This is a genomic window from uncultured Ramlibacter sp., from assembly GCF_936925435.1.
GTDB lineage: Bacteria > Pseudomonadota > Gammaproteobacteria > Burkholderiales > Burkholderiaceae_C > Ramlibacter.
In genome coordinates this window covers 16,847-40,253 of sequence record NZ_CAKZHQ010000023.1, presented here as the reverse complement: position 1 = coordinate 40,253, position 23,407 = coordinate 16,847, and the positions used below count along the sequence as shown (strand labels likewise).

At 66.7% G+C, this 23,407-nt stretch carries 21 protein-coding genes; 14 read left to right on the top strand and 7 right to left on the bottom strand.

Translation table 11 applies throughout. The annotated features are described in order from the left end of the window. Positions 1-68: 68 nt before the first annotated feature. Together Q0632_RS11185 and adhP are read left to right on the top strand one after the other, a co-directional pair. Complete coding sequence (locus Q0632_RS11185; protein WP_298929046.1) at positions 69-242, top strand: universal stress protein; 174 nt, start codon at positions 69-71, stop codon at positions 240-242. A 2-nt stretch (positions 243-244) separates the two neighbouring features. Continuing rightward, complete coding sequence (gene adhP / locus Q0632_RS11180) at positions 245-1,276, top strand: alcohol dehydrogenase AdhP (RefSeq protein WP_298929043.1); 1,032 nt, start codon at positions 245-247, stop codon at positions 1,274-1,276. A gap of 40 nt (positions 1,277-1,316) precedes the next feature. On the opposite strand, the gene Q0632_RS11175 is transcribed toward adhP, so the two are convergent. The 3 genes from Q0632_RS11175 to Q0632_RS11165 are packed head-to-tail and all read right to left on the bottom strand — an operon-like array spanning position 1,317 to position 4,153. Next, a complete protein-coding gene (locus tag Q0632_RS11175) occupies positions 1,317-2,231 on the bottom strand; it encodes a cupin domain-containing protein (protein WP_298929040.1) in 915 nt (304 codons plus the stop codon). 35 nt (positions 2,232-2,266) lie between these two features. After that, entirely contained in the window at positions 2,267-3,283 is a 1,017-nt protein-coding gene (locus Q0632_RS11170) for an ABC transporter substrate-binding protein (RefSeq protein WP_298929037.1), read from the bottom strand. Between the two features lie 57 nt (positions 3,284-3,340). Beyond that, the gene (locus tag Q0632_RS11165) at positions 3,341-4,153 is read right to left on the bottom strand and encodes a class II aldolase/adducin family protein (protein WP_298929034.1); all 813 of its coding nucleotides are present in this window, start codon (positions 4,151-4,153) and stop codon (positions 3,341-3,343) included. A gap of 247 nt (positions 4,154-4,400) precedes the next feature. Between Q0632_RS11165 and Q0632_RS11160 the strand changes: the two genes are divergently transcribed. The 9 genes from Q0632_RS11160 (at position 4,401) to Q0632_RS11120 (ending at position 12,497) form a co-directional block, all read left to right on the top strand. Beyond that, positions 4,401-5,240, top strand: a complete 840-nt coding sequence (locus tag Q0632_RS11160; protein ID WP_298929031.1) for a TauD/TfdA family dioxygenase — start codon at positions 4,401-4,403, stop codon at positions 5,238-5,240. Continuing rightward, positions 5,240-5,956, top strand: coding sequence for a GntR family transcriptional regulator (locus Q0632_RS11155; protein WP_298929029.1), 717 nt, complete (start codon positions 5,240-5,242; stop codon positions 5,954-5,956). The genes Q0632_RS11160 and Q0632_RS11155 overlap by 1 nt, the downstream gene beginning before the upstream one ends. Further along, the gene (locus tag Q0632_RS11150; RefSeq protein ID WP_298929901.1) at positions 5,956-6,777 is read left to right on the top strand and encodes an SDR family oxidoreductase; all 822 of its coding nucleotides are present in this window, start codon (positions 5,956-5,958) and stop codon (positions 6,775-6,777) included. Before Q0632_RS11155 ends, Q0632_RS11150 begins: the two co-directional genes overlap by 1 nt. A gap of 28 nt (positions 6,778-6,805) precedes the next feature. Beyond that, positions 6,806-7,633, top strand: a complete 828-nt coding sequence (locus Q0632_RS11145; RefSeq protein WP_298929026.1) for an ABC transporter ATP-binding protein — start codon at positions 6,806-6,808, stop codon at positions 7,631-7,633. Then, positions 7,630-8,463, top strand: coding sequence for an ABC transporter permease (locus Q0632_RS11140; protein WP_298929022.1), 834 nt, complete (start codon positions 7,630-7,632; stop codon positions 8,461-8,463). Before Q0632_RS11145 ends, Q0632_RS11140 begins: the two co-directional genes overlap by 4 nt. A 119-nt stretch (positions 8,464-8,582) precedes the next feature. Then, the gene (locus Q0632_RS11135; protein WP_298929019.1) at positions 8,583-9,215 is read left to right on the top strand and encodes an ABC transporter permease; all 633 of its coding nucleotides are present in this window, start codon (positions 8,583-8,585) and stop codon (positions 9,213-9,215) included. Positions 9,216-9,224: 9 nt separating this feature from the next. Then, positions 9,225-10,364 (top strand): pyridoxal phosphate-dependent aminotransferase, encoded by a 1,140-nt coding sequence (locus tag Q0632_RS11130; RefSeq protein WP_298929017.1) that lies wholly within the window; start codon positions 9,225-9,227, stop codon positions 10,362-10,364. A gap of 13 nt (positions 10,365-10,377) precedes the next feature. Further along, complete coding sequence (locus tag Q0632_RS11125) at positions 10,378-11,259, top strand: alpha/beta hydrolase (protein ID WP_298929014.1); 882 nt, start codon at positions 10,378-10,380, stop codon at positions 11,257-11,259. Then, the gene (locus tag Q0632_RS11120; RefSeq protein WP_298929009.1) at positions 11,256-12,497 is read left to right on the top strand and encodes a M20 family metallo-hydrolase; all 1,242 of its coding nucleotides are present in this window, start codon (positions 11,256-11,258) and stop codon (positions 12,495-12,497) included. The genes Q0632_RS11125 and Q0632_RS11120 overlap by 4 nt, the downstream gene beginning before the upstream one ends. A gap of 18 nt (positions 12,498-12,515) precedes the next feature. Here Q0632_RS11120 and Q0632_RS11115 read toward each other — a convergent pair whose 3' ends face one another. The 3 genes from Q0632_RS11115 to Q0632_RS11105 all read right to left on the bottom strand — a co-directional run bounded on the left by Q0632_RS11115 (position 12,516) and on the right by Q0632_RS11105 (position 19,506). Further along, the gene (locus Q0632_RS11115; RefSeq protein WP_298929005.1) at positions 12,516-15,176 is read right to left on the bottom strand and encodes an AAA family ATPase; all 2,661 of its coding nucleotides are present in this window, start codon (positions 15,174-15,176) and stop codon (positions 12,516-12,518) included. 64 nt (positions 15,177-15,240) lie between these two features. Next, positions 15,241-18,105: a winged helix-turn-helix domain-containing protein gene (locus Q0632_RS11110; RefSeq protein WP_298929002.1), complete on the bottom strand. Its 2,865-nt coding sequence runs from the start codon at positions 18,103-18,105 to the stop codon at positions 15,241-15,243. A gap of 54 nt (positions 18,106-18,159) precedes the next feature. Beyond that, on the bottom strand, positions 18,160-19,506 hold the full coding sequence (locus Q0632_RS11105) for an MFS transporter (protein WP_298928999.1): 1,347 nt from the start codon (positions 19,504-19,506) through the stop codon (positions 18,160-18,162). 251 nt (positions 19,507-19,757) lie between these two features. Here Q0632_RS11105 and Q0632_RS11100 point away from each other — a divergent pair, with 251 nt between their 5' ends. After that, a complete protein-coding gene (locus tag Q0632_RS11100; RefSeq protein ID WP_298928996.1) occupies positions 19,758-20,444 on the top strand; it encodes a response regulator transcription factor in 687 nt (228 codons plus the stop codon). Positions 20,445-20,462: 18 nt separating this feature from the next. Next, positions 20,463-21,251: an SDR family oxidoreductase gene (locus tag Q0632_RS11095; protein ID WP_298928992.1), complete on the top strand. Its 789-nt coding sequence runs from the start codon at positions 20,463-20,465 to the stop codon at positions 21,249-21,251. A 24-nt stretch (positions 21,252-21,275) separates the two neighbouring features. On the opposite strand, the gene Q0632_RS11090 is transcribed toward Q0632_RS11095, so the two are convergent. Next, positions 21,276-22,190: an alpha/beta hydrolase gene (locus Q0632_RS11090; RefSeq protein WP_298928989.1), complete on the bottom strand. Its 915-nt coding sequence runs from the start codon at positions 22,188-22,190 to the stop codon at positions 21,276-21,278. Positions 22,191-22,404: 214 nt separating this feature from the next. Between Q0632_RS11090 and Q0632_RS11085 the strand changes: the two genes are divergently transcribed. After that, positions 22,405-23,400, top strand: a complete 996-nt coding sequence (locus Q0632_RS11085; RefSeq protein WP_298928984.1) for a cytochrome c peroxidase — start codon at positions 22,405-22,407, stop codon at positions 23,398-23,400. The last annotated feature ends 7 nt before the right edge of the window (positions 23,401-23,407 follow it).

Genomic DNA, 23,407 nt, shown 5'->3' with positions numbered 1-23,407 from the left:
TTGATCAATACTCGGGCGCTACGGCCTTCGATACTGGATCAACAACCGCTCATGCCGAAGGAAATGCCATGGACCAACGCATTCTGGTCGCCGTCGACGGCAGCCCCACCTCCCAACGCGGCCTTGAGAAAGCCGTTCACCTGGCCAGGCTGACGGGGGAAAAGCTTCGATTGATGCACTGCATCGACGATCCGCTGCGGGTCAGCCTTCCGGCAGCCTCCTTGACCATCGAAAAGGTGTAGCCATGAAGATGATGAAAGCCGCCGTGGTCCGTACTTTCGGCCAACCCCTGCAGATCGAAGAAGTTCCAGTGCCCGACGTGCTGCCCGGGCAGGTGTTGGTGAAGGTCGTCGCCTCCGGCGTGTGCCATACGGATTTGCACGCCGCCGATGGCGACTGGCCGGTCAAGCCCAGCCTGCCCTTCATCCCCGGCCATGAAGGTGTCGGCTACGCCGCTGCCGTCGGCGCCGGCGTCAAAGGGGTGAAAGAGGGGGACCGGGTGGGCGTGCCCTGGCTGCACACGGCTTGCGGCCATTGCGAGCATTGCATCACCGGCTGGGAGACGCTGTGCGATCAGCAGCAGATGACCGGCTACACGGTCAACGGCGGTTATGCGGAATACGTCCTGGCCGACCCGGGCTACGTGGGACACCTCCCTGCGAACGTGGAGTTCAGCGAGATCGCGCCGGTGCTGTGCGCGGGCGTTACGGTTTACAAGGGCCTGAAGGTGCTGGAGTGCAAGCCCGGCGACTGGGTGGCCATCTCGGGCATCGGTGGCCTGGGGCATCTGGCCGTCCAGTACGCCAAGGCCATGGGATTTCATGTCGCGGCGGTCGACATCGATGATGCCAAGCTGGCACTCGCAAGCCGCCTCGGCGCCGACCTGGTGATCAATGCGACGCGGCAGGACCCGGCCCAGGAGATGCAGCGCGCGGTCCGAGGCGCCCACGGCGTGCTGGTGACGGCGGTTTCACGGCAGGCGTTCTCGCAGGCGCTGGGCATGTTGCACAAGCGCGGGACGATGTCGCTGGTGGGGCTGCCGCCCGGGGACTTCGCATTGCCGATCTTCGACGTCGTTCTCAACGCCAAGACGGTGCGTGGCTCCATTGTGGGCACGCGCAAGGATTTGCAGGAGGCACTGGAGTTCGCAGCCGAAGGCAAGGTGCGAACGACGTATGCAGAGGACAAGCTGGACAACGTCAACGCCATCTTGACCCGCATGCGCAAAGGTGAGATCGACGGCCGGGTCGTCATGCGCATCTCTGATCTTCAATAGCGCGCCGCCACGCACAGCACCGCAGCCTCCTGGAAACCTGTCAGGCGAACGCGAACGCCATGGTCCGCGCGTGGTAGTGCAAGCCACCGTCCTGCACGATCAGGAACTCCGCCCGACGCCCGCCCGCGTTGTGGTGTGAATGCTCAGACCCGGGTGGGGTCACCATCGTGGCCCAGCGTTCCCATTCGCAACGCACGCCACCGACCATGGAATGGCAGTTGTCGCCATCGACGATCAGCGTGATGGCTGCGGAGTTGTGCCGGTGCGCTCGCTGGGCGTCGCCGGGCGGCAGCGTATTGAGCGACAGCGTGAGCACCGGCAGAATGTTGCGGCCCGCCTGCAGCGCCTCGTGCGAGAACACGACTGCGCGGCCGGAGGTGGCGTCCTCCGGCACGGCCTGCTCGATGCGCTGCAATTGACGGGCAATTTCCTGCGCGGGGTAGTGCACAGCGCCCAGGCACGACGCACTGGCCGGGGCAGGCACAAGGCCGTCAAACGCCAGCAGCGGCTCATCGGTGACCACCCACAGCACGGCACCTGTTGCGCCAGCGGTGAGAAGCACCTTTTCCGCACCGGGATAGAAGAGCACGTCACCGGCCGCCCATTCCAGCACCTGCGCGCCTTCGCTTTTTCCGGCGCCGCTGATCACATACCAGATCGAACCGCTGGCGACGAAATCCGCCTCCAGCGACTCACCCGCGGCGATGCGGGCATAGCGCGCCAGCATCAGGGGCGTGGTGGCAGGGCCACCCATGCCCAGAGCCTGTGATTGGTCGCAGGCGTACCAGCCCGTGGCGGCCTGCGCGTGCAGCGCCTGGGCCGCGCTCTGCACGAACGTTGCCGCAGGCACCGGCGCCAGCTTGATGTTGAACGCGTTGGCCGAATTGAAGTAGCGCGCCCGGCCTTCTGCAGCGCTGCGCGGCTCGGTGCCTTGCTGCGGCCCCATGGCGGCCATGCGCGGCGCCGCAGCGCCGGCATCTCCCAGCTCGCTCACGGACGGCGGTCCGCCAGCGGGATGGACTTGAGGAAGCTGGCGTCGAACGCCACATTGGTGTCGACAGCCTTGGCCAGCACCTTGTTGGACAGCAGGAAGTCATGCGCTGCCTGGATCACCGGCGGATCGATGTAGAACAGGCCTTCGCTGGCGGCCTTGCCCGCGGTCATCAGGCGGTACGCTTCGGTCAGCATGAACTCCTGCTGCGAACGGTTCAGGGTCGGCGAGATCTTCATCATCAGGTCCACGGCCTCCTTCGGGTTGGCCATGGCTTCGCGCCAGCCGCGGATCGAGGCGCGCAAAAAGGCTTTGACCAGTTCGGGATTCTTCTGCGCGGTTTCCTTGGACACGATCACCGTGTCGCGCGGAAAGGTGATGCCGCTGTCTTCCGCGACGAACAGCTGAAGCTTGTCGGCGCCCATGCGGTCGCGGATGGACCACAGCTCGTTGTAACGCGTGGCGGTGACCACGTCGATCTCGCCGTTGACGAAGGGGGTGACGCTCACCTGTTGCGGCTGCAGGTCGACCTTGCTGCGGTCCACGCCGGCCTTGGCCAGCATGCCCAGCAGCACGTAATTGGCGCCGGTGAACCAGGCCGTGACCTTCTTGCCTTCGAAGTCCTTCAAGGACTTGATCGGGCCATCCTTGCGCGCGACGAAGACAAAAGGCGTGATCTGGTGCGCGACACCCACCGACACGATGGGCAGGCCCTTCTCCACACCGGCCAGGACGCTGTCGGTGCCGCCCGAGAGGCCGAAGGTGTCGGCGCCGGTGGCCACGAGGTTCTCGGTCAGCAGATTGGGGCCGCCCGGGTTGATCGTCAGGTCGATGCCCGCTTCCTTGTAGTAGCCCTTTTGCTGCGCGACATAGAAGCCCGCGAACTGGGCTTGCGGCAGCCACTTCAGACGCAGGCTGGCCTTCACCGGCTCCTTGGTCTGGGCCTGGACGGGCAGCACGGCAGCCGTGAGTGCAGCGGCAAGCGCCAGTACGGTGATGAGACGTCGCTTTGTCATGGAGTTTTCCTGGGTAGGTGAAGGGAGAGAGAAGGCAGGAGGAGAAGGGATGAAAGGTCAGGACCGGTAGTCCGGCGTCAGGGGGGCGGCCGCGCGATCGAGCTGGCGCATGAGCGCGGGCCATTCACGTTCGCCGGCGGGCAGGATGTCGCCTTGTTCGCCCCAGAACTGAAGCGCCGCCCTTTCGCAGACATCGGCTCCTGGCGCGACGATGGGACCTGCGCCACCCGCCACGGCCGCTTGCATGTCCAGCTGGATGCGCGCTGCCCGCTCGAAGTAATAGAGCAGCATGAAGGCTTCAGCCGGCGTGCGGCCCGTCGTCAGCACGCCATGATTGCGCAGCAACATGACGGGGTGCGAGCCGAAGTCGCGCACCAGGCGCGATTGCTCGTCCAGATCGATCGCCACGCCTTCGTAGTCGTGGAAGGCCTGGCGGCGGTAGAAGCGCATGGCGAACTGCGACAGCGGCAGCAGCCCATGCTGCTGCGCCGATACCGCGACGCTCGCATCCGAGTGCGTGTGCAGCACGCAAGCGGCGTCGTGCCGGCCCTCATGGATCGCCGCGTGGATGACGAAGGCCGCCACGTTGACGTCGTGCGCACTGGCATCGAGCTTGCGGCCCTTGACGTCGATGCGCACCAGGCTGGACGCGGTGATTTCCTCGAACAGCAGACCGTACGGATTGAGCAGGAACTCTCCGGGACGGCCGGGTATGCGCAAGGAGATGTGGTTGTAGATCAGGTCGTCCAGGCCCAGCTTGGCGACAAGCCGGTAGCACGCGGCGAGTGACACGCGCGCTTGCCACTCGATGGGGTCGAATTGCGCCGCGCCCGTCGCGGCGCGAGTGCTTTCGGCTTCAGTGGTATGCATGCATAGCGTTCAGCAATTCGCGTGCCATTCATTTGCATGCGTTTGCGCGACGAGATGGCGTTCGATCAACCCTTGTGGTGCATACGAATCATCGATTTTTGTATTTCATGGTGCACACAGGCCGCATCAGCAAACCAAAAGTCGTCATCAAAGAGCACGACAGACATGTGAACTGGTTGGCATGAATACTGCATTGGGCAGTTGGCGTATCCCGAATTCTCTTCACGCCGCTTCAAACCACACGAACATGAAACTCGTCCCCATCACACCGCATATCGGCGTCGAAGTGGAAGGCATCGACCTGCGTGCACCCGTCGCCGACGATGATTTCACACGCATCCGCCACGCGCTGAACCAGCATTCCTTGCTGCTGTTCCGAGGCCAGACACTCAATGAGGCGCAGCACGTCGCGTTCTCGCGGCGCTTCGGGACGCTGCTGGGCCACGTGCTCACGCAGTTCCTGAAGAAGGAGCACCCCGAGGTGTACGTGTTGTCGAACGTGCGCGAGAACGGCGCCCCCATCGGCAACCACAAGGAGGGCTGGAACTGGCACTCCGATCTCTCCTACAAGACCGAGCCTTCGCTTGGCGCGCTTTTGTATGCGCTGGAAGTCCCACCGGTGGAAGGCGACACCTGGTTCGGCTCCATGCACGCCGCCTGGGACGCGCTGGACGCCCAGACGCAGAGCAAGATCCGGCCGCTGCACGCCACGCACTCCTACGCCAACTACTACGGCAAAGCCTTTGCCGACCGCAACCCGCTGAGCGACGAGCAAAAGGCAGCGGTGCCCGATGTCACCCACCCCCTGGTGCGCACGCATCCCGAAACCGGCCGCCTCTCACTCTATGTCGGCGAAGACGTCGTCAAGCAGATCGAAGGCCTGCCTGCCGATGAAGGCGATGCGCTGCTGGCGCGGCTGAACAAGCATGCGACCTCCCCCGAATTCGCCTACCGCCACAAGTGGCGCGCTGGCGACCTCCTGGTGTGGGACAACCGCAGCACCATGCACCGCGCCACACCCTACGACGACGTGGCCTACCGCCGCGTCATGCACCGCACCACCGTCGCCGGTGACAGGCCCTTCTGATGCAAGACTCTTCCCTTGCCGAGCCGCAACAGGCACAGACGCGCGAGCGTGGCGTCACGCTGGCCGAGGAACTGCAGCAGACGCTGGAAGGCCAGATCGTGGGCGGCCTGCTCAAGCCCGGCACACGGCTGGACGAGGCGGAGTTGTGCGAGCGCTTCCAGATGTCCCGCACGCCGGTGCGTGAGGCACTCAAAGCGCTGGCCGGCATCGGCCTGGTCGATATGCGGGGGCAGAAGGGCCCCAGCGTCGCGCGCCTGTCGGTCTCGACGCTGATCGAGATGTTCCAGGTGATGTCGCAGCTCGAGGGGCTGTGCGCGCGCTACGCCGCGCGGCGAGCCACTGACGAGCAGCGCGAGCACCTCGCGCGCGTCCATGAACGGCTCGAGCAGATGGCCGACGGCGATCACGCGCGGTTCTATGACGTGAACCATGAATTCCACGATGCTTTGTACGACGCGTCCAACACCAGCTACGTCGCCAGTCAGACACGGATGCTGCGAAAGCGGTTGCGTATTTACCGGCAGTACGTGACCTACCACCCCGGCCGCATGGCAGCCACGATCGTCGAGCACGGGGCCATCCTGGACGCCATCGCACGACGCGATGCCGAAGCGGCATTCCAGGCGGCATCCAGCCACGTCACCCTGCTGCAGGACGACATGGTCGACCTCATCGCCGCTTTCTCCCAGAACTTCCCAACCAATTCCAATCCATGATCACACTCGACCTCACCGGCCAGACCGCCCTCATCACAGGCGCTTCCCAGGGCATCGGCCTGGCCGCCGCCCGCGTCTTTGCCCAAGCCGGCTGCAACCTGCACCTGAGCGCGCGCAACGAAGACGCGCTGCGCACCGCCCAGGCAGAACTGAGCGCGCAGCACAAGGTGCAAGTCACGGTGCACCCAATGGACCTGGCCCAGCCCGGCGCCATGCGCACGCTCGACGCCGCCGTCGGCGACGTCGACATCCTCATCAACAACGCCGGCGACATCCCGGCCGGCCCCATCGAGTCGCTCGATTTCGAAGTGGTACGCCGGGGCTTCGCGTTGAAGGTGCTGGGCTACATGGAACTGTCGCAGCTGGTGTACGCGCGCATGAAACGCATCGGCCACGGCGTGATCGTCAACGACATCGGCAACTCCGGCGAGAACTGGGATGCCAACTACATCGCGGGCTCCACCGGCAATGCCGCAGTGATGGCCTTCACCAAGGCGCTGGGTGGCGTGAGCCTGGACGACGGCATCCGCGTGGTCGGGGTGAACCCGGGCCCGGTCGCCACCGACCGCATGGTCAAGCTGATGAAGCGGCGCGCCGTCGACAACTGGGGTGACGAGACGCGCTGGGAAGAACTTTTCAACCAGTACCCGGGCGGCCGCCCTGCCGAGGCCAGTGAAGTTGCCGAGCTGATGCTCTTTCTGGCTTCGCCGCACGCCGCCTACATCACGGGCACGGTCGTCACCATCGACGGCGGCATTGCCGCGCGCGGCTCCATCATCAAGACAAGCAAGAAGGCGGCCGCGGCCGCCACAGCGAACTAAGGGCGCAGCGGTGGCGCATCAGGAACTCATGAACAACACCTCTTCCCTTCCCGCCGCCGTGCCGCCACTGCTGCAGATGCGCCGCATCGACAAGACCTTCGGCCATGTTGCGGCACTCAAAGGCTTCGACGCCAGCATCGCCCCGGGCGAATTCGTCACTGTGGTCGGCCCCAGCGGCTGCGGCAAGAGCACGCTGTTCAACATTGTTGCCGGCCTGGAAGAACCCGACACCGGCGCCATCCTGCGCTTCGAGGGCAAGGACTGCGAAGCGGCCGACCTGCTGGGGCGCGTGTCCTTCATGCCCCAGCGCGACCTGCTGCTGCCGTGGCGCACGGTCATCGACAACGCCATCCTCGCCATCGAAGTGGAGGGAACGCCGCGCAAGCAGGCGCGCGAGCAGGCGCTGGGCATGCTGCCCGAATTCGGCTTGGCGGGCTTCGAGAACCAGTACCCCCACCAGCTCTCCGGCGGGATGCGCCAGCGCGTGGCGCTGATGCGCACCTTCCTGTTCAAGCGCGACCTGATGCTGCTCGACGAGCCCTTCGGCGCCCTGGACGCACTCACCCGCACGATGATGCAGCGCTGGCTGCTGGACGTGTGGCAGAAGCACCGGCGCACCATCCTGTTCATCACCCACGACGTGGACGAAGCGATCTTTCTGGGCGACCGCGTTCTGGTCATGAGCGCGCGGCCCGGGCGGGTGAAACTCGAGCAACGGATCGAGCTGCCGCGGCCACGCTCGGCCGAGTTGCTGACCGCGCCCGAGTTCATCCGGATCAAGCGCGTCCTGCTCGATGCCATCGAGGAGGAGAGCATGAAGTCGTTCACCGCCGCCACCGCCGGGGCCACGCAGTGACGGCAAGCTCTGTTTCCGCGCCGGTCAACACGGCGCTCCCCGGCTCCGGCCCACGGTCCCTCTTCGGCCCTTGCGTGCGCGGCAAGCTGATCCGGGTCGCGCAAATCGCGGCTGCACTGGCCCTGTTCGGCCTCGCGTGGGAAGCCATCGTCGTCCTGTTCGGTATCAAGCCGCACTATGTGCCGCGCCTGAGCCTGATACTGCAAGCTGTCGCGGCGACGCCGCAAGCCTATATCGACGGCTTTTTGCGAACGATGGCAGAAGCATTGATCGGCTTTGCCGCCGGCGCCGTCTTCGGAGTGACCGTGGGTATCGCGTTCTTCCGGATGCGTGTGCTGCGCGACATGGTGTTTCCCCTCTTCGTCATCTCGCAAACCATTCCCGTGATCGCTTTCGGCGCGCTCATCGTGCTGTGGTTCGGTAACACCCTGCTGGCCAAGGCGGTGATCGCCTTCTACGTCACTTTCTTCCCCGTGACCGTTAACACGCTCGTCGGCCTCAACGCCATCGATCCGCGCCAGACCGCGCTGATGCGCAGCTTCGGGGCCAGCCCGCGGCAGTTGCTGTGGCGGCTGCAGTTTCCATCCGCGTTGCCGCAGATCTTCGTCGCATTGCGGCTGGCGGCATCACTCAGCCTGGTGGGCGCGATCGTCGGCGAGTGGTTCGGCGACACCGTGGGACTGGGCGTGTTGCTGTTGCAGGCCATGTTCAACGAGAACGCGGTCGGCCTGTGGGCCGCTCTGCTGGCCTGCGCCTTGCTGGGTACGCTGTTCTACGGCTGCATCGCCGCGCTGGAGAAGCACATCGTCTTCTGGGGGGCTGAGCAATGATCGGGCACCTGCGTCCTTCCATCGCGTCCCAACGCGGGCTGCTTGGGGGAATCCTCTTCATCGCCGCATGGGAAGGCATCGCGCGGGGCCTGCAGCTCCCATCGTATTCGCTGCCGGCGGTGAGCCAGATTCTGGCGAGCATCTGGGGGCAGCAGGCAACGCTCGCCAGCGCCGCCTGGGTCACCCTTGCGGAAGCCTTGCTGGGCTACCTGCTGGGCGCCGCCATCGGCATCGGCGCCGCGGTGCTCGTGGTGATGCTGCCCCGTTTGCGCGGCATCGTGCTGCCGGTCGCCACGGCCATCAACTCAGTGCCCGTCATCGCGTGGTCACCCCTGGTTCTGCTGTGGTTCGGGATGGGCATCAGCTCCAAGGTGGTGATGGTGGCGCTGGCCATCAGCTTCACCTTGTTCCTGAGCGCTTTGGCCGGCCTGGACCGGGTGGACCGCCGCACCGTCGACCTGCTGCGCAGCTTTGGCGCGAGCCGCTTCACCATCCTCTGGCGGCTTCGTCTTCCGACGGCCCTGCCTCTGATGTTTGCAGGCTTGCGCGTGGCCACAGCGCGCAGCGTGCTGGTGGCGGTCGTGACCGAAATGCTCGGGGCCCACAACGGCCTGGGCATGCAGATCTACAAGGCCGTGGTCCAGGTTGACTTCGTCCAGGTGTGGGGCGCGGTCTTCGTCGCTTCCGCCCTGAGCCTGGCTTTCTTCGCGCTGATGAGCGCCATCGAGCGCAAGCTCGTTTTCTGGAAATGATTTGTCCCCATGAAAACCTTTGAACTGCGCAACGCCCACTTCGATCGCCTCTGCAATACGCCGGGGCTGATGTGGCTGGGCCAGAACACCAACCACTTCGACCCGCACCCCAGCGTGATCCAGGCCGTCAAGGACGCCCTGGACGATGGCAGCTACCATGCCTACGCACCACCCGCCGGCTTCCAGAAACTGCGCGCTCTGATCGTGCAGGACCTTGGCCTGTCCGACACCGATGCCACCGCCTTCGTCACCGACGGCGCCGTGGAAGCGCTGTACAACGTCTGCAGCCGGGTCTGCGCCCCCGATACCGACTTCGTGACCACCGATCCAAGCTGGTCCTGGCCGATGCAGTTTGCGCGGCAGGCTGGATCGCGGGTGGTCGAACTGCCGATCTTCGACGCGGCGCAGGGCTACAAGCTGACGCCAGCGCAACTCGCGGCGGCCGTGGGGCCGAAGACGCGCGTCATCTACCTCGTCGATCCGAACAATCCTCTGGGCACCTGCCACACCGCCGACGAGATCCGCGCCTTTGCGGAGATCGCGCGCTCGGTCGGTGCGTACTTCATCCACGACGCGACGTATGCGCAGTTCGCCGACGACTTCGTTCCAGCCTATCGCTTCTATCCGGAAAAGGCCATCGTCACCTACAGCTTCTCGAAGTGGCTGGGCTTGGCGGGCATGCGCCTGGGCGCGGTGGTGGCCAGTCCGGACATCATCGAGATGGTGGCCAACGCGCCGCCCAACAACCTGGGCAGCAATGTCTTGTCGCAGCGCGCCGCGATCGCCGGCCTGGAGACCAAGGACGCATGGTTCCCGCAGATCAAGCAGCGGCTGCGCCGCAACCAGGCGGCCGTGGCCGACGCGGTGTCGCGCGTGCCAGGCCTGACGGTGCTGGTGTATCCCTCGCAAGCCAACCTGCTCGTGATCGACGTTGCCGCCGCCGACATCAAGCCCGAGGCCCTGGTGGCGGCCTACGATGAGCGCGGCATCATGATCCGCCAGGGCACCTACCACACCAAACGCTTCGGCCACCGCTTCGTCAAGGTGAGCCTTTCCGTTCCCGAAGCCTGGGCCGACGCGTTCTGCGAGCTGCTGCCGGCGATGGTGGAGCGTGCACGGGACATCGACGTCCCCGCCCAACTGTTCTGACAAGGAAAAGACCATGCCTTACCTGAACGCACGCGATGGAACGCGCCTGTGGGTGGAAGAAGCCGGCAGCGGCACGCCCATCGTTTTCGTCCACGAGTTCGGCGGCGACTGGCGCAGCTGGGAACCCCAGATGCGTCACTTCACCCGCCGCTATCGCTGCATCACCTTCAGCGCGCGCGGCTACGCGCCATCGGACGTGCCCGAGGATGTGGAACGCTATTCCCAGCAGATCGCGGCCGACGACATCGCCGACGTGATGGACGGGCTGGACATCGCCAAGGCGCACATCGTGGGCTTGTCGATGGGCGGATTCGCCACGCTGCATTTCGGGCTTCGCTACGGGTCGCGTGCGCGATCGCTGGTGGTCGCGGGCGCCGGCTATGGTGCCGAAAAAGCTCTGGAGGCTTACTTTCGCAATGTCTCTCTGGAGGTGGCGCGCAAGTTCGAGACCGAGGGTGCGCCGGTGTTTGCGAAGACCTATTCCACGGCAGCGTCGCGCATCGCTTTCCAGCTGAAGGACCCGCGCGGCTGGCAGGAGTTCGCGACCCAGTTGGCCGAGCATGCATCGATCGGGTCGGCGCGCACCATGCAAGGGGTCCAGGCGCGCCGCCCCTCCATCTACGACCTGGAGGCCGAGCTCAAGCAGATGACGGTGCCCACGCTGGTGGTGGTGGGGGACGAGGACGACCACTGCCTGCAGCCCGGCATCTTCCTCAAGCGCACAATTCCGGCCAGCGGGCTGCTGGTGCTGCCCAAGAGCGGCCACACGCTCAACATCGAGGAGCCCATGCTGTTCAACCAGTTCGTTTCCGACTTTCTCGCCACCGTCGAACAGGGCAAGTGGCTGGCGCGGGACCCGCGCTCGACGCCGGCCGAAATCATGAAAACCGAATGAGCGCACTGCCCTCTTCGCATGTGGACGCTGGCCGCCTGCAGCGCCGCTTCGAAGCGCTCTCGGCAATCGGCGCCACGGCCGCCGGTGGCGTGGACCGGCAGGCGCTGTCCGCGGCCGATGCCCAGGCCCAGGCGCTGCTGATCGGGTGGGGCAGCGCGCGTGGTTTCACAGCCGCCCATGACGCCGCCGGCAACCTTTTCCTGCGCCGGACGGGGACCCACCCGCTTGAACCCGTGGTGATGAGCGGATCGCATCTGGACAGCCAGCCAACGGGTGGACGCTACGACGGCGCCTACGGTGTGCTGGCCGCGCTCGAAGCGCTGGAGGCGATGGAAGACGCGCAGCTGGCCTGCAGCCGCAGCATCGAGCTGGTGGCGTGGATGAACGAGGAAGGCTCCCGCTTCGCGCCCGGGATGATGGGCTCTGCCGTACTGGCCGGTGTGCGCACGTTGGCGCAGACGCTGTGCGTGGCCGACGTGCGAGGGGTGACAGTCGAGAGTGCCCTGCGCGCCTTGAAGCAAACACTGCCTGCCCTGGCGGACCGGCCGTTCTCGGCGCCCATCCATGCGTATGTGGAGGCGCATATCGAGCAAGGGCCCGTGCTGGAACGCTTGGGCATTCCGCTTGGCGTGGTGACCGCCATCCAGGGCAAACACACATTCCGGGTGGACGTGCACGGCGAGGCCGCGCATGCAGGCACGGCGCCGCGCAGCCAGCGCCGCGACGCGCTGCTGGCCGCAACGGCGATGGTGCAGGCCTTGAGCGCTGCCCTCGAAGACGACAGGGATGAAGTGAAGTTCACCGTCGGACGTTTCACCGTCACGCCGAATGCGCCGTCCGTGGTGCCGCGCCACGTGAGCTTCAGCATCGACCTGCGGCATCCCGATACGGAACTTCTGCGCGCACTCAGCGCACGGGTGGCGCCGATCTGCGAAGCCATGCGCGGTTCCTGCGAAGTGAGCGTGGAGCGGCTGGTCGCGGCCGACGCGGTCGCTTTCGACGCGGGGGTGCGCGAGCGGATCCACGCTGCCGCGACGCATCTGGATGTGCAGATTCTCGACATGCCATCACTGGCCGGACACGACGCCGGTATCGTGAGCCGGATCGCGCCGGCCGGGATGATCTTCATCCCTTGCCGGGAAGGCATCACGCACCATGAGGAGGAATCAGCGCAGATGCCCCATATGGTGGACGGAACCCGCGTGCTCGCGGATGTGCTCTACACGCTGGCGCGTTGAGCCCATCCGCAGGGATTATCACGCTGCCTGCAAATCCGCCAGAGTGGCCTGGGCCTGCTGCAGGTCCGCCGTTGCGAAGCCCTCGGTGAATTGCGCGTAGACGGCGGCAAGCTGATCCCGCGCAAGCCTCGCCTGCCCGGTCGCTCCAAGCAGCCTGGCCAGGCTGGTTGCCGAGCGCAACTCCCAGGCCAGTGCGCCTTGCCGGCGCGCCAGAGCGATGGACTGCCGCAGCAGTGCCTCGGCCCCGGCCGTGTCGCTTGCGCTGCCGCGCGTCAAGCTGACAGCCTGCGTGCGCAAAATTTCAGGCGCGCACCAGCCGACCTTTCCCTGGTTCATCCGTGCAACAACGTCGGCACCCAGCAGGCGTTCGTCAAAGGTGCACAGGTGGTCGCGCAGGTTCGCCTCCACGGGGCCGTGCCGCAGCAAGCGCTCGTCCACAGCCATGCCCTCGCCGCCGGCGCGCAGTGCCAGCACCAGCTGGACGCGCTCCGCCCAGTACTGCCAGTAGCCCAACGAATGGCGCCGCGCCAGTTCCTCCAGATCACGGGCCAGTGCCTGGCATTGCCCATCCCGCCCGTTCCACAAGGCGACGGGCAGCGCGCACATGGCCAGGGCCTGGCACTGGGCAATCGCGGTGTCCGTGTGGGCCTGCCCCAGGGCGTCGCCCGCCATGGCGCAGGCCTGGTCTGCGAAGCCCTGCATCCAGAGAATCCGGGCCAGTACGATGCGCATGGACACGCGCTGTTCCACGGGCGAAGGGTTGTAGGCCAGGGGAATCTTGCGCCAGGAACTCTCGAGCACCTCCCGCGCCATCGCTTGCGCGCCCTCGTGGTCTCCCATGAAATGCAGGACCTGCGTCTGCATGCGGCGTGCGATCATGACGGCGACCGGGTCGCCGCAGTCGCAAGCAGCCTCCCAGGCCCGCCGGGTCCATTGCGTGGCGGCGGCGAAATCCGCCTCCATCAGGGCTCCGTGGTTGAGCGAGCTCAGCGCGATGATCTGGTCCCGGGCGCCGATCTCCGAGCCGTGGCGCCCCAGGATTTGCTCCAGCGACAGGGACTGGGGCGAAGCCTGGAGGCTGATCCTCTGGCCCATGCTGCCCAGGTAGGACTTGAGCGTCATCTCGACAAGATAGTCGCGCGGGGATTGCCCTTCCAACGCGACGAGGGCCCGCTCCACGTAGCCCTTGAACTCCACGTCCAGGCTCATCTGGCGGGCCAGCGAAAAGCTGGCAAACGCCAGGGCGATGCCCAGGGGAGCATCGCCACCCACGGCAAACGACCACTCCAGAACAAAACGCACGTCATCGATCCAGGAGGCGTAGCGGCCCAGCCACTGCTGCGGCGGCATCGCCTCCCACTCCTCCTGAGCGTCGCGCAGCAGGCCGAGGATGAAGTCCGCATGGCGCCGGCGTGCCGCAGGGCCGTCCGCCGATGCCGCGAGCTTGGCGGATGCGTAGGCGCGTGTGGTGTCCAGCATCCGCAGGCCGCCGCCCGGCTGGCGCGCCAGCAGCGACTTCTCGACCAGGTCCAGCACCACATCGCCCAACGCGTCCTGCGCAAAGTCGCCGCTGGCCAGGACGGCTGTCGCTGCGTCGAGCGTGAAATTGCCCCGGAAGACCGCGAGCTGCCGGAAGACCCTTTTCTCGGGGGCGGACAGGAGTTCATGGCTCCAGTCCAGCATGGCCGACAGCGTCCCATGCCGGGCCGGCGCTTCGCGCGCAGGCCCGCCCAGCAAGAGCAGGTGCTCTTCCAGCTGCGTCGCCAGGCCCGCAATCCCCAGCTGGGTCACGCGCGCTGCCGCGATCTCGATGGCAAGCGCGATCCCGTCCAGCCGCCGGCACAGCAGCACAACGGATTCCACATCCGCGCTCTGGAGCGCGTAGCCGGCGCCGCCGAGCTTGGCGCGGTCCACAAAAAGCTGCACGGCTGAATGGGCCATCGCCTCCTGCACCGTGGCCACCGCACCGGGCTCGGGCAGGCCCATGGGGGACAGGCGGTACAGCCATTCGCCCCAGCCCAGCAAAGGCTCCCGGCTGGTGGACAGCACGTGGATCCCTTCTTCTGCCCGCAGGATGGCCTCCGCCACGGCGGCTGCCGATTCGATGATGTGCTCGCAGCTGTCCAGGACGACCAGCATCTGCTTGCCGCGCACGAAGGCGGCCAGGCTCGCCAGCGGCTCGTTCGCGGGCAGCGAGAACCCCAGCGCGGATGCCACGGCATTGGCCACACGCCGAGAGTCGGCTAGCGGCGCCAGGTCCACGAAATGGATCCCATCCCGGTAGCGGGCAGCAAGCTCACGGGCCAGGGCCTTGGCCACCGTGGTCTTGCCCATCCCGCCGGCGCCCACGATGGTGACAAACCGGCGCTCCTGCAGCTGCGAGGCGACATGGGCAATCGCCTCCTCGCGGCCGATGACCAGGGCCGGCGCAGCCGCGCCGGGTGTCTGCGCCGGCCAGACCAGGGTGAAGCCGTCTTCCGGGTGCTGCGCCACGTAGTAGCCAGAGGCGGCACAGCCCGCCAGCGCGCGGTTGATGGAGGCCACAGCGGCCCAGAGGGCCTCGCGCGCTACCGGTGTTCCACCACCGGAACGTTGCTGCAGCTGCTGGGCCGCCACAGCCTGCCCCGGCCGCTCGGCCAGCGCGGCGAACGCCTCGAGCGCATGGGCCTCGAGGGGCACCGGGCGATCGCCGAAAAAAAGGCCAGGCTGCAGCGGCCTCCAGACGAAGGGCCCAAAGCGCAGCTCAGGCATGCGCTGCGCCCAGTTGCGTTCCGGCTTGCACATCGAGGTCCAGCAGGAGCTCGCGCGCGCGAACCAGGTCCAGCGTGCCAAAACCCTGTGTGAAGCGTGCGTACGCCGCGGCCAGCAGATCGCGCGCCTCCCCTTGCCTGGATGTTCCGCGCCACAGGCGTGCCAGGCTGCAGCTGGCGCGCAGTTCCCAGGCGAGCGCGCCCTGCTCCCTGGCGATGTCCAGCGCCCGCAGAAAGAGCACCTCGGCCTGCCGCGCCGCCGCCGCGGACCGGGCAACCTCCCTGCGCAACAGGTTCTCGCCCTGCGCGCGCAGGATTTCGGGCGCGCACCAGCCCACCTCGCCGCTTTCCACGCGGGAGATGCTCTCCTCGGTCACCAGGTCCGTGGACAAGGTTCCCATCATGTCCATCTCCATCCAGTTCGCCGGAGGCCCCCAGTCGCGGCGCAGCGCCACTCCCTGGTTCTGGGGCCCCTCGTTCATCCGCGCGATGACACGCCGGAAGCTGCTCGCCCAGGACGACCACCAGCCGTTGGTGTCGCGTTTCGCGCGGTCCATCAGCATGTCCACCGCGGCGGCGGCGCCCGCCGTGTCACCGCACCACAGCGCTATCGGCACAACCGCCAGCGCAAGGGCCTGGTACATCGCGAACGGATGCTCGCCTGTGCCGTTCTTGAGCGCGAGCTGCGCGACGGCCATGGCCGTCTCGGGTTGCCCTCTGAGCCACAGGATCCGGGCTTCCACGATGCGCATGGAGACATTGCGCGCTATGCCGGCGAACCATTCGTGCCGTGGTTCTGCAGCCTTGTCCAGAACCCGCTCGATCAAGGCGTGGGCGGCGTCATGCTGGCCCAGATGGTGATGGGCCTGCACCAGCATGCGGTCCCCCAGCACGACGGACAGCGGCTCGTCCGGGCCGCGCGCAATCGCGTGCACCCGCTGCGCCATAGCGGCGACGATGCTGTACCGGCCCTGCCCCAGCGCACCCACGCAGATGGCGTAAAGCGCCTTCAGGTGCAGGTGCGCGTCACCCAATCGCTGTGCCAACGCGAGCGAGCGCTCAAACATCTCGTCCTGGCGTTGGTGCATGCCCGGCAGGTGGCCGCTGAGGAAGCTCCAGCCTATGCACAGCCGCAGTTCAAGCACAGGCTGCGCGGGCGACAGCCGGGTGACGCGCTCCAGGCCCAAATTGACCCGCTCCCGGTACTCCCGCACCAGGCCCATGCCGAAGTTGGCCGTGTCCACCGCGACAGTCAGGCGGATGCCAGTCACGTCGTCGCCGTCGGGCGAATAAGCCCAATCGAGCCCGGCGCGGATGTCGTCGACCATCCTGCTGTAGGAGTCGATCCGTTCTGCCGGCGTCAGAAAGCCATATTGGTTGCCTGCCTGGTCGCAGAGTTCGCAAAAATGCTGGGCGTGCCGCCTGAAGATCGCCGCACTCTCGCCGCCATGCACCAGTTTGCGCATGGCGTAGGCGCGGGTCATGTAGAGCAGCCGGTGCTGCGGGACTGCGCCGCCTGCATCGACGTTGACCAACGACTTCGCCGCCAGGCTCAGCACGACCTCCAGCACGACGTCCGCCGGAATGTCGCCATCGGCGGCGACAGCGGCCGCCGAGGCCAGGGTGAAACCGGAGCGGAAGACCGACAGGCGCAGCAGGACGCGCTGCTCGGTCGGCGTCAGCAGGTCGTAGCTCCAGTCCAGCAACGCTTCCAGCGTGCGGTGCCGCGACAGCGCCGTGCGCCGTCCGCGCGTGAGCAGTTGAAACAGATCGCCCAGCCTTTGGGCCAGGGCCAGCACGCCCAGGCTGTCCACCCGCGCCGCCGCCAGCTCGATCGCCAGCGGGATGCCGTCCAGGTGGTGGCACAGCTGCCGCACGGCGGGCAGGGTCTCGGCCGACAGCGTGAACCCGTCTGCGTTGGCCGTGGCCCGCTCCACGAACAGCTGGATCGCCGGAAAATCAAGCGCCTGCTCCGTGCTGAGCCGCTCGCCGGCCACTGGCGAGCGCAGCGATGCCAGGCGGTGCACCCACTCGCCTTCCGCGTAAAGGGGTTCGCGGCTGGTCGCCAGGATGTACAACTGGGGCGCTGCCTTCATCACGCTTTCCACCAGGCTGGTGGCCGCTTCGATCACGTGCTCGCAGTTGTCCAGCACCAGCAGCATCCGGCGGTTTCTCAGGAAATCGCACAGGGCGGGAATCGGCGCCTCCGCCGTCAGCGGGATTCCCAGCGCGGCGGCCAGCGCCGCAGGCACGAGCTGCGAATCGGACAGCGGCGCCAGGTCGACGAAGCGGGCGCCGTCGGCGTACTCCGCGATGCTGGCCGTGGCCACGGCCAGCGCGACTGTCGTCTTGCCGATGCCGCCCGCGCCGACGATGGAGACCAGCCGGCGCTGCGTCAGGTGCGCGCCCAGAGCGGCCGTGACGTCATCGCGGCCCACCACATGCGTCAGGCGCGAAGGCAGATGGCTCAGGGCCTGGGCCGTGCTTTCCGCGCGTTGCGGCGCCGTGGCGGGTGCTGTCACAAGCTCCACTGGCGCGACAAAGCAGTAGCCGCGGCCGGGAATGTTGGTGATGTAGCGCTCGCCGCCATGCCCGTCGCGCAGCGCCTTTCTGAGCGCCGAGATATGGACGCGAAGGCTGGTCTCTTCGACCACCGTACGGGGCCAGATGCGCGCTTCCAGCTGTTCGCGGCTGACGACCTCGCCGGCTTGCTCGACCAGCGCAATGAGCAGATCGATCGCCCGGCTGCCCAGCCGCACCGGCTGTGCGTTCTCCAGCAACTGCTTGCGGTAGGGCAGCAACTGGAACGGACCGAACCTCAGGGTCTGGTTCAGGTCCGGGCCTGGAGAGGGCAACACGGCGTGTCCAATCATCGGCTGGGGGAGGCCCGGGGGTGGTGGAGTGGGGTCATGTTAGCCCACGGAGCGCCTTTGCCGGCCTTGCGGCCCGAACGCGAGCAACACCATGGTGGCGGCCAGCGTCCCGGCGATCACGGCGAACATTGCGCCGGGGCCAGCGCCGCGCAGCAGGGGCAGCAACAGCAGCGGCGCGATGGCGGCACCCAGCCGGTTGAGCGCCCACGCGCCCGAGATCGATGCGGCGCGGATGCGGGTCGGAAACAGTTCGGCCCCATACAGGTTCAGGATCGAGATATAGAGGAAGCCGGACAAGGTGAAGACGACGCTGGTCAAGATCAGCATCGCCGGCGTGTCGGCCGCGATGAACCCGGCACCGGCGCCCAGCATGGCGGCCGCGCACAGGCCCAGCGAGAGCCGCCGGTCGATCTTGTCGACCACGGCCGCGGAAACCAGGGCGCCCACCAGGGGCCCGAACTGCGACAAGCCCACATACAGCAAGGCGTCGGAGAGCTTGACGCCTTTTTGCGTGAGGATGGCCCCCGTCAGGAGGGGAAAGGCCACGGTGAACCAGGGGCTCAGCAAGTACAGCCCGCCCACCAGCGACCAGCGCCGCCCGGCGGACATGGCCGGTGCCGGCGCGCCGTCTCCGCTGCTGCCTGCGGACGCTGGAGGTTCGGCTGGGCCGGGGCGCATGACCACCCTGGAGTTCTCGAAATCGCGGCAGGCCGCGTCGGCCTGCGCATGCCGGCCCCTGGCTTGCAGCCAGCGCGGCGACTCCGGCAGGGCCCGAAACAGCAGTCCGAAAAAGGCGCAACCCACGCCGCCGAGCAAAAAGCCCCAGCGCCAGGCCTCCAGACCCATGGGCTGGGCGGAGCCCAGGCCGCGGATGAAAAACACACCCAGCACAGGCCCCAGCGAGGCCACGCCGACGGTCACGAAGATCAGCATGCCGCGCCGCTTTGGCGGAAGGATGTCGGTGAGGAAGGCGATCATCAGCGGCGGGTAGGCGCCCAGGGCCAGGCCCGCCAGGCCGCGGTAGATGGTCAAGGCCGTGACGTCGTCGCTCAGGGCCGCGCCGAACGACATCAGCGCCAGCCACAACAGCATGCCCATCAGCGTGTTGCGCCGGCCGTGCCGGTCGGCCCACCACCCCAGGGCGGGCGCGCCAACGACGGCCCCGATGTAGACAGCCGACAACAGGAGCGACAGCTTCTCGGCCGGCACCACATGGGGCGCTGTCGAGAAAACAGCCGACAGAACACTGCCCAGGGCGATCTCCAGCAGGTCGAACATGAAGCCCAGCGCGCACAGGGCGATGGCTGCCACATGCAGGGCCGTGACCGGCAAACCGTCCAGCCGCGCGGCGACGTCGCCGCCCGAATCCGTCTTTGCATCCGTCATTTGTGGGGCTCTCATCCTGCCAAAGTGGCGCATCCTGAGCCTAACCGCGGGAGGCAGACGCACTGAAGGTAAGCGCAAAGAATTCACACCAATTCACACCGTTCGCCCTTTCCGCCGGCCGCCATGTGGCGCTGATGCCCATCCCCCGTGCCGATTCACATCGATTCACTTCCCTGCGCGGATGCCCGGGAAGACCATTGCCTTGGCCAGGTCCACCAGCCCCCAACTGCGACTCAAAAAGGAAGAACCACATGTCCAAGCTGCCAACCATCACGGTGCATCTGATGCACCAGGACCCGCTCATCTCCAGCGGCATGAAATCCACCCTCAGAGAGCAAGCCGATCTGGAGTTGCTGACCGATGGGCGGGCGGCGGACGTCACCGTTGCCGACTATGAAAACGGCATGGCGTTGATCACGGCCGCCAGATCTGCGGCAGCGAGGGGGGCGGACCGCATGCCCAAGGTCCTGATCCTGACGGCCCGCGAGAGCGAATGGGAGATCCGGCGGGCGCTGGAACAAGGCGCGCGCGGCTACCTGATCATGGGATGCAGCCCGGACGAACTTGTTGCCGGCATCCGCACCCTGCACCAGGGCGCGCGCTACATCTGCACCCCCGCGGCCCGGCGGCTGGCGGACAGCGTCGCGACCGCATCGCTGACCGGTCGGGAAGCGGATGTTCTGCGCCTGGTCGCCGAAGGCCTGTGCAACAAGGTCGTGGCACGCGAACTGGACATCGCGATCGGCACGGTGAAATCCCACCTGAAAGCCATCTTCGAAAAGCTCGGCGCCAAGAACCGCACCGAGGTGACGGCGGTTGCCGAACGCCGCGGGCTGCTGACTTTGCCGCCTTCCCCGACAACGGAAACGCCTGGTTACGGCAACGGCCGGGTGCCCGGGGCCCGCAAGGTTTTCGCTTCTGGCGCTGCGATGCATTGACCGAACGGGATCAAACCAATGAGCACGCATAGCAAGGCCATCGCAGCTTCCCAGCCCTTGTCCTCACGCGTCGCAGTCGTGACTGGCGCATCCAGCGGCATCGGCGCCGCGACCGCCGCTCTGCTGGCCGCGCGCGGCGCCAAGGTGGCCCTTCTGGGCCGCAGGACGGAGCTTCTGCAACGGCATGCAGTGGACATCGCCGGTGCCGGCGGCGTGGCCATTGCGGTCACAGTGGATGTCACGGACCCGCGGTCCGTCGAAAAGGCGGCCGCGACCATCGCAGCCCAGCTTGGCGTGGTGAACCTGGTGGTGAACAACGCAGGCGTCATGCTGCCCTCCCCGATCACCGAGCACCGCACCGAGGACTGGGACCACATGATCTCGCTCAACCTGAGCGCCGCATTGCGCATCACCGGTGTTTTCCTGCCATCGCTGCTCGATGCCGCGGCAGACGGGTGCCCGGCCGACCTGGTCAACATTTCCTCGATTGCCGCGCAGAACATCTATCCCAACTTCGCCGTCTACTCCGCCACCAAGGCCGCGACCAGCCACCTGTCGCGCCACCTGCGGGGCGAACTCGGCGTCAAGGGCGTACGGGTCTCCATGATCGAGCCGGGCATCGTGGCGACCGAGCTGCAAAGCCATTTTTCCGATCAAGGCGCGATCGACTGGCTGGAGAGCACGCGCGAGACCATCGAATGGCTCCAGCCGGAAGACGTGGCGCAGGCCATCGCATTCACAGTGGGCCTGCCGCCGCATGTGAACCTGCAGCAGGTCGTGATCATGCCGACGCGTCAGGCCAGCTGAACACGCCGGCGCTGCCCGCTCCGGTCAGAGAGCGCGCCGCAGGAAGGCCTGAACCGCGTCAATCGTGGCTTGCGGCGCCTCCTCCATCAGCCAGTGGCCCGCGTCGGGAATCACCAGTTCGGTGACGTTGCTCGCCGCGTTGCGCATCACCGCCGCCTCGTTGGCCCCAAAGGACTTGGCGCCACCGATGGCCAGGACCGGCATGGTCAGCTTGTTGGCGATGGATTTGGCGTTGTCCTGCGCATCCTGGCCAATGGCCAGGAACTGCGCAAACGCCGAGTGCATGGCGCCCGGCCTGGCGTAGAACTGGGTGTAGTGGACGCGCGTTGCCTCGTCGATCTTGGCGGGGTTGCCGGCGAATTCGTTCCAGAAGCGGTCCAGGTAGATGCGCTCGCGCCCGGCCACCAGCCGTTCGGCGTCGGGACCTCCAAAGGAAAAGTGCCAGAGCGCCGGGCTGCGCACGATCTGGTCCCATGGCGGGACGCCGGGAACCGGCGCGTCCATCACAACCAGACGCGTGGTCTTGTCCGGATAGCGGGCCGCGTAGGCGTAAGCGACCATGGTCCCGATGTCATGGCCCACGATGTCGGCCTGGTCCAGCTTCAGGTGGGTGAGCACCGCCCGCACATCGGCGGCCTGCGTGCGTTTGTCGTAGCCGCCTGCAGGATGTGACGAGAGCCCCATGCCACGCAGGTCCGGCACCACGACCGTGTGGCTGCGCGCCAGCACGGCCGCCATCGGGGCCCACATGTCGCCTGTGTCGCCGAACCCGTGAAGCAGAACCACGGCGGGACCGGAGCCGCCCACGCGGACGTGGATGGTTGCGTCTCCCGCCTGGATGTCCTGCATCTTGAAGCTGGGAGGAAAGGGATGCACTTGGGCGACTGCCGGCAGAGCGGCTGCGACGGCGATGGCGAGGGCGGCGAACTGTTTGCGCATGGGGTGTTCCTGGTGAAGGGTTGAAGCCGCTCCAGCATGGGTGCCCGGCGCGCGGCGCGCCTCCCTCCAATGGCCGGCTGCGCTCCAGCCGCCCGGTCGGCGCGACAGCCGATCCCTCCGGAAGTCCCTTGCATCGATCAAAAAGTTACGAAAAAGGTGTTGGTATGGCGCCGGCTTGCGTGGGAGAGTCTTCTCTCGTCCAGGAGGGCTGGCCATGGCAAGCAAGCATTGGAAGCGCGGCGCAGTGGCGATCGCACTGTCGGCGGGCATCGTTCACCTTTTGGTTGTTGCGCAGACTCCGCGCAGCGAGCCTCTCCTGCCCCTGCCGGACACGGTGACGGACGTGGAGCCGGCCAAGGTCAGGCTGGGGGAAAAGCTGTTTGCCGACAAGCGCTTCTCCGGCGACGGCACGGTGTCCTGCCAATCCTGCCATCTGCCGCACGCCGGGGGCGCCGACACCCGCCGCCATTCGGTCAGCGCCTTCGGCAAGGTGCGCGAGCTGAACTCGCCCACCATCTACAACATCCGCTACAACACCGCCGGCCTGAACTGGACCGGCCGCACCAAGGACCTGCACGCCCAGATCACGGGCTCGGTCGGCAATGCCGACACCATGGCACATGACTGGAAAAAGGTGATCGACATCCTTTCCGCAGACGCGCCCATCGCCGCCGAATTCAAATCCGCCTATGGCGGTGACCAGCCGGTGAGCCAGGCCAACGCCATGGACGCGATCGTGAGTTTTGAAAAATCACTGGTCACGCCCTCGCGCTTTGACGACTGGCTCAAGGGCAATGACAACGCCATCACGGCGCAGGAAAAGCTCGGCTACGACAAGTTCAAAGCCAACGGCTGCGTCGGCTGCCACAACGGCATCAACGTGGGCGGCAACCTGTTCACGAAGTTCAGCATGGTCGGGGACTACTTCGCCGACCGCACGGCCAAAGGACGTGGCCACATGGTGGAGTTGGACAAGGGCAAATTCGCCGTGACCAAGAAGCCGGAGGACATGCACATTTTCCGCGTGGCGTCGCTGCGCAACGTCGCCATCACGCCGCCCTATTTCCACGACGGCGCTGTCGACAGCCTGGACGAGGCCATCCTGCTCATGGGCCGGCACCAGCTGGGACGCGAAATTGCCGCCGCCGACCGCAAGGACATTGAAGCCTTCCTCAAGTCCCTGACCGGCAAGCAGTTCGAGAAAAAGTGATGCGGCC

Excerpts from the sequence above, each read along its gene's own strand:
- Q0632_RS11185 (WP_298929046.1), top strand. The coding sequence starts at position 69 with ATGGACCAACGCATTCTGGTCGCCGTCGACGGCAGCCCCACCTCCCAA.
- adhP (WP_298929043.1), top strand. The coding sequence starts at position 245 with ATGAAGATGATGAAAGCCGCCGTGGTCCGTACTTTCGGCCAACCCCTG.
- Q0632_RS11175 (WP_298929040.1), bottom strand. The coding sequence starts at position 2,231 with ATGGCCGCCATGGGGCCGCAGCAAGGCACCGAGCCGCGCAGCGCTGCA.
- Q0632_RS11170 (WP_298929037.1), bottom strand. The coding sequence starts at position 3,283 with ATGACAAAGCGACGTCTCATCACCGTACTGGCGCTTGCCGCTGCACTC.
- Q0632_RS11165 (WP_298929034.1), bottom strand. The coding sequence starts at position 4,153 with ATGCATACCACTGAAGCCGAAAGCACTCGCGCCGCGACGGGCGCGGCG.
- Q0632_RS11160 (WP_298929031.1), top strand. The coding sequence starts at position 4,401 with ATGAAACTCGTCCCCATCACACCGCATATCGGCGTCGAAGTGGAAGGC.
- Q0632_RS11155 (WP_298929029.1), top strand. The coding sequence starts at position 5,240 with ATGCAAGACTCTTCCCTTGCCGAGCCGCAACAGGCACAGACGCGCGAG.
- Q0632_RS11145 (WP_298929026.1), top strand. The coding sequence starts at position 6,806 with ATGAACAACACCTCTTCCCTTCCCGCCGCCGTGCCGCCACTGCTGCAG.
- Q0632_RS11130 (WP_298929017.1), top strand. The coding sequence starts at position 9,225 with ATGAAAACCTTTGAACTGCGCAACGCCCACTTCGATCGCCTCTGCAAT.
- Q0632_RS11125 (WP_298929014.1), top strand. The coding sequence starts at position 10,378 with ATGCCTTACCTGAACGCACGCGATGGAACGCGCCTGTGGGTGGAAGAA.
- Q0632_RS11120 (WP_298929009.1), top strand. The coding sequence starts at position 11,256 with ATGAGCGCACTGCCCTCTTCGCATGTGGACGCTGGCCGCCTGCAGCGC.
- Q0632_RS11105 (WP_298928999.1), bottom strand. The coding sequence starts at position 19,506 with ATGACGGATGCAAAGACGGATTCGGGCGGCGACGTCGCCGCGCGGCTG.
- Q0632_RS11100 (WP_298928996.1), top strand. The coding sequence starts at position 19,758 with ATGTCCAAGCTGCCAACCATCACGGTGCATCTGATGCACCAGGACCCG.
- Q0632_RS11095 (WP_298928992.1), top strand. The coding sequence starts at position 20,463 with ATGAGCACGCATAGCAAGGCCATCGCAGCTTCCCAGCCCTTGTCCTCA.
- Q0632_RS11090 (WP_298928989.1), bottom strand. The coding sequence starts at position 22,190 with ATGCGCAAACAGTTCGCCGCCCTCGCCATCGCCGTCGCAGCCGCTCTG.
- Q0632_RS11085 (WP_298928984.1), top strand. The coding sequence starts at position 22,405 with ATGGCAAGCAAGCATTGGAAGCGCGGCGCAGTGGCGATCGCACTGTCG.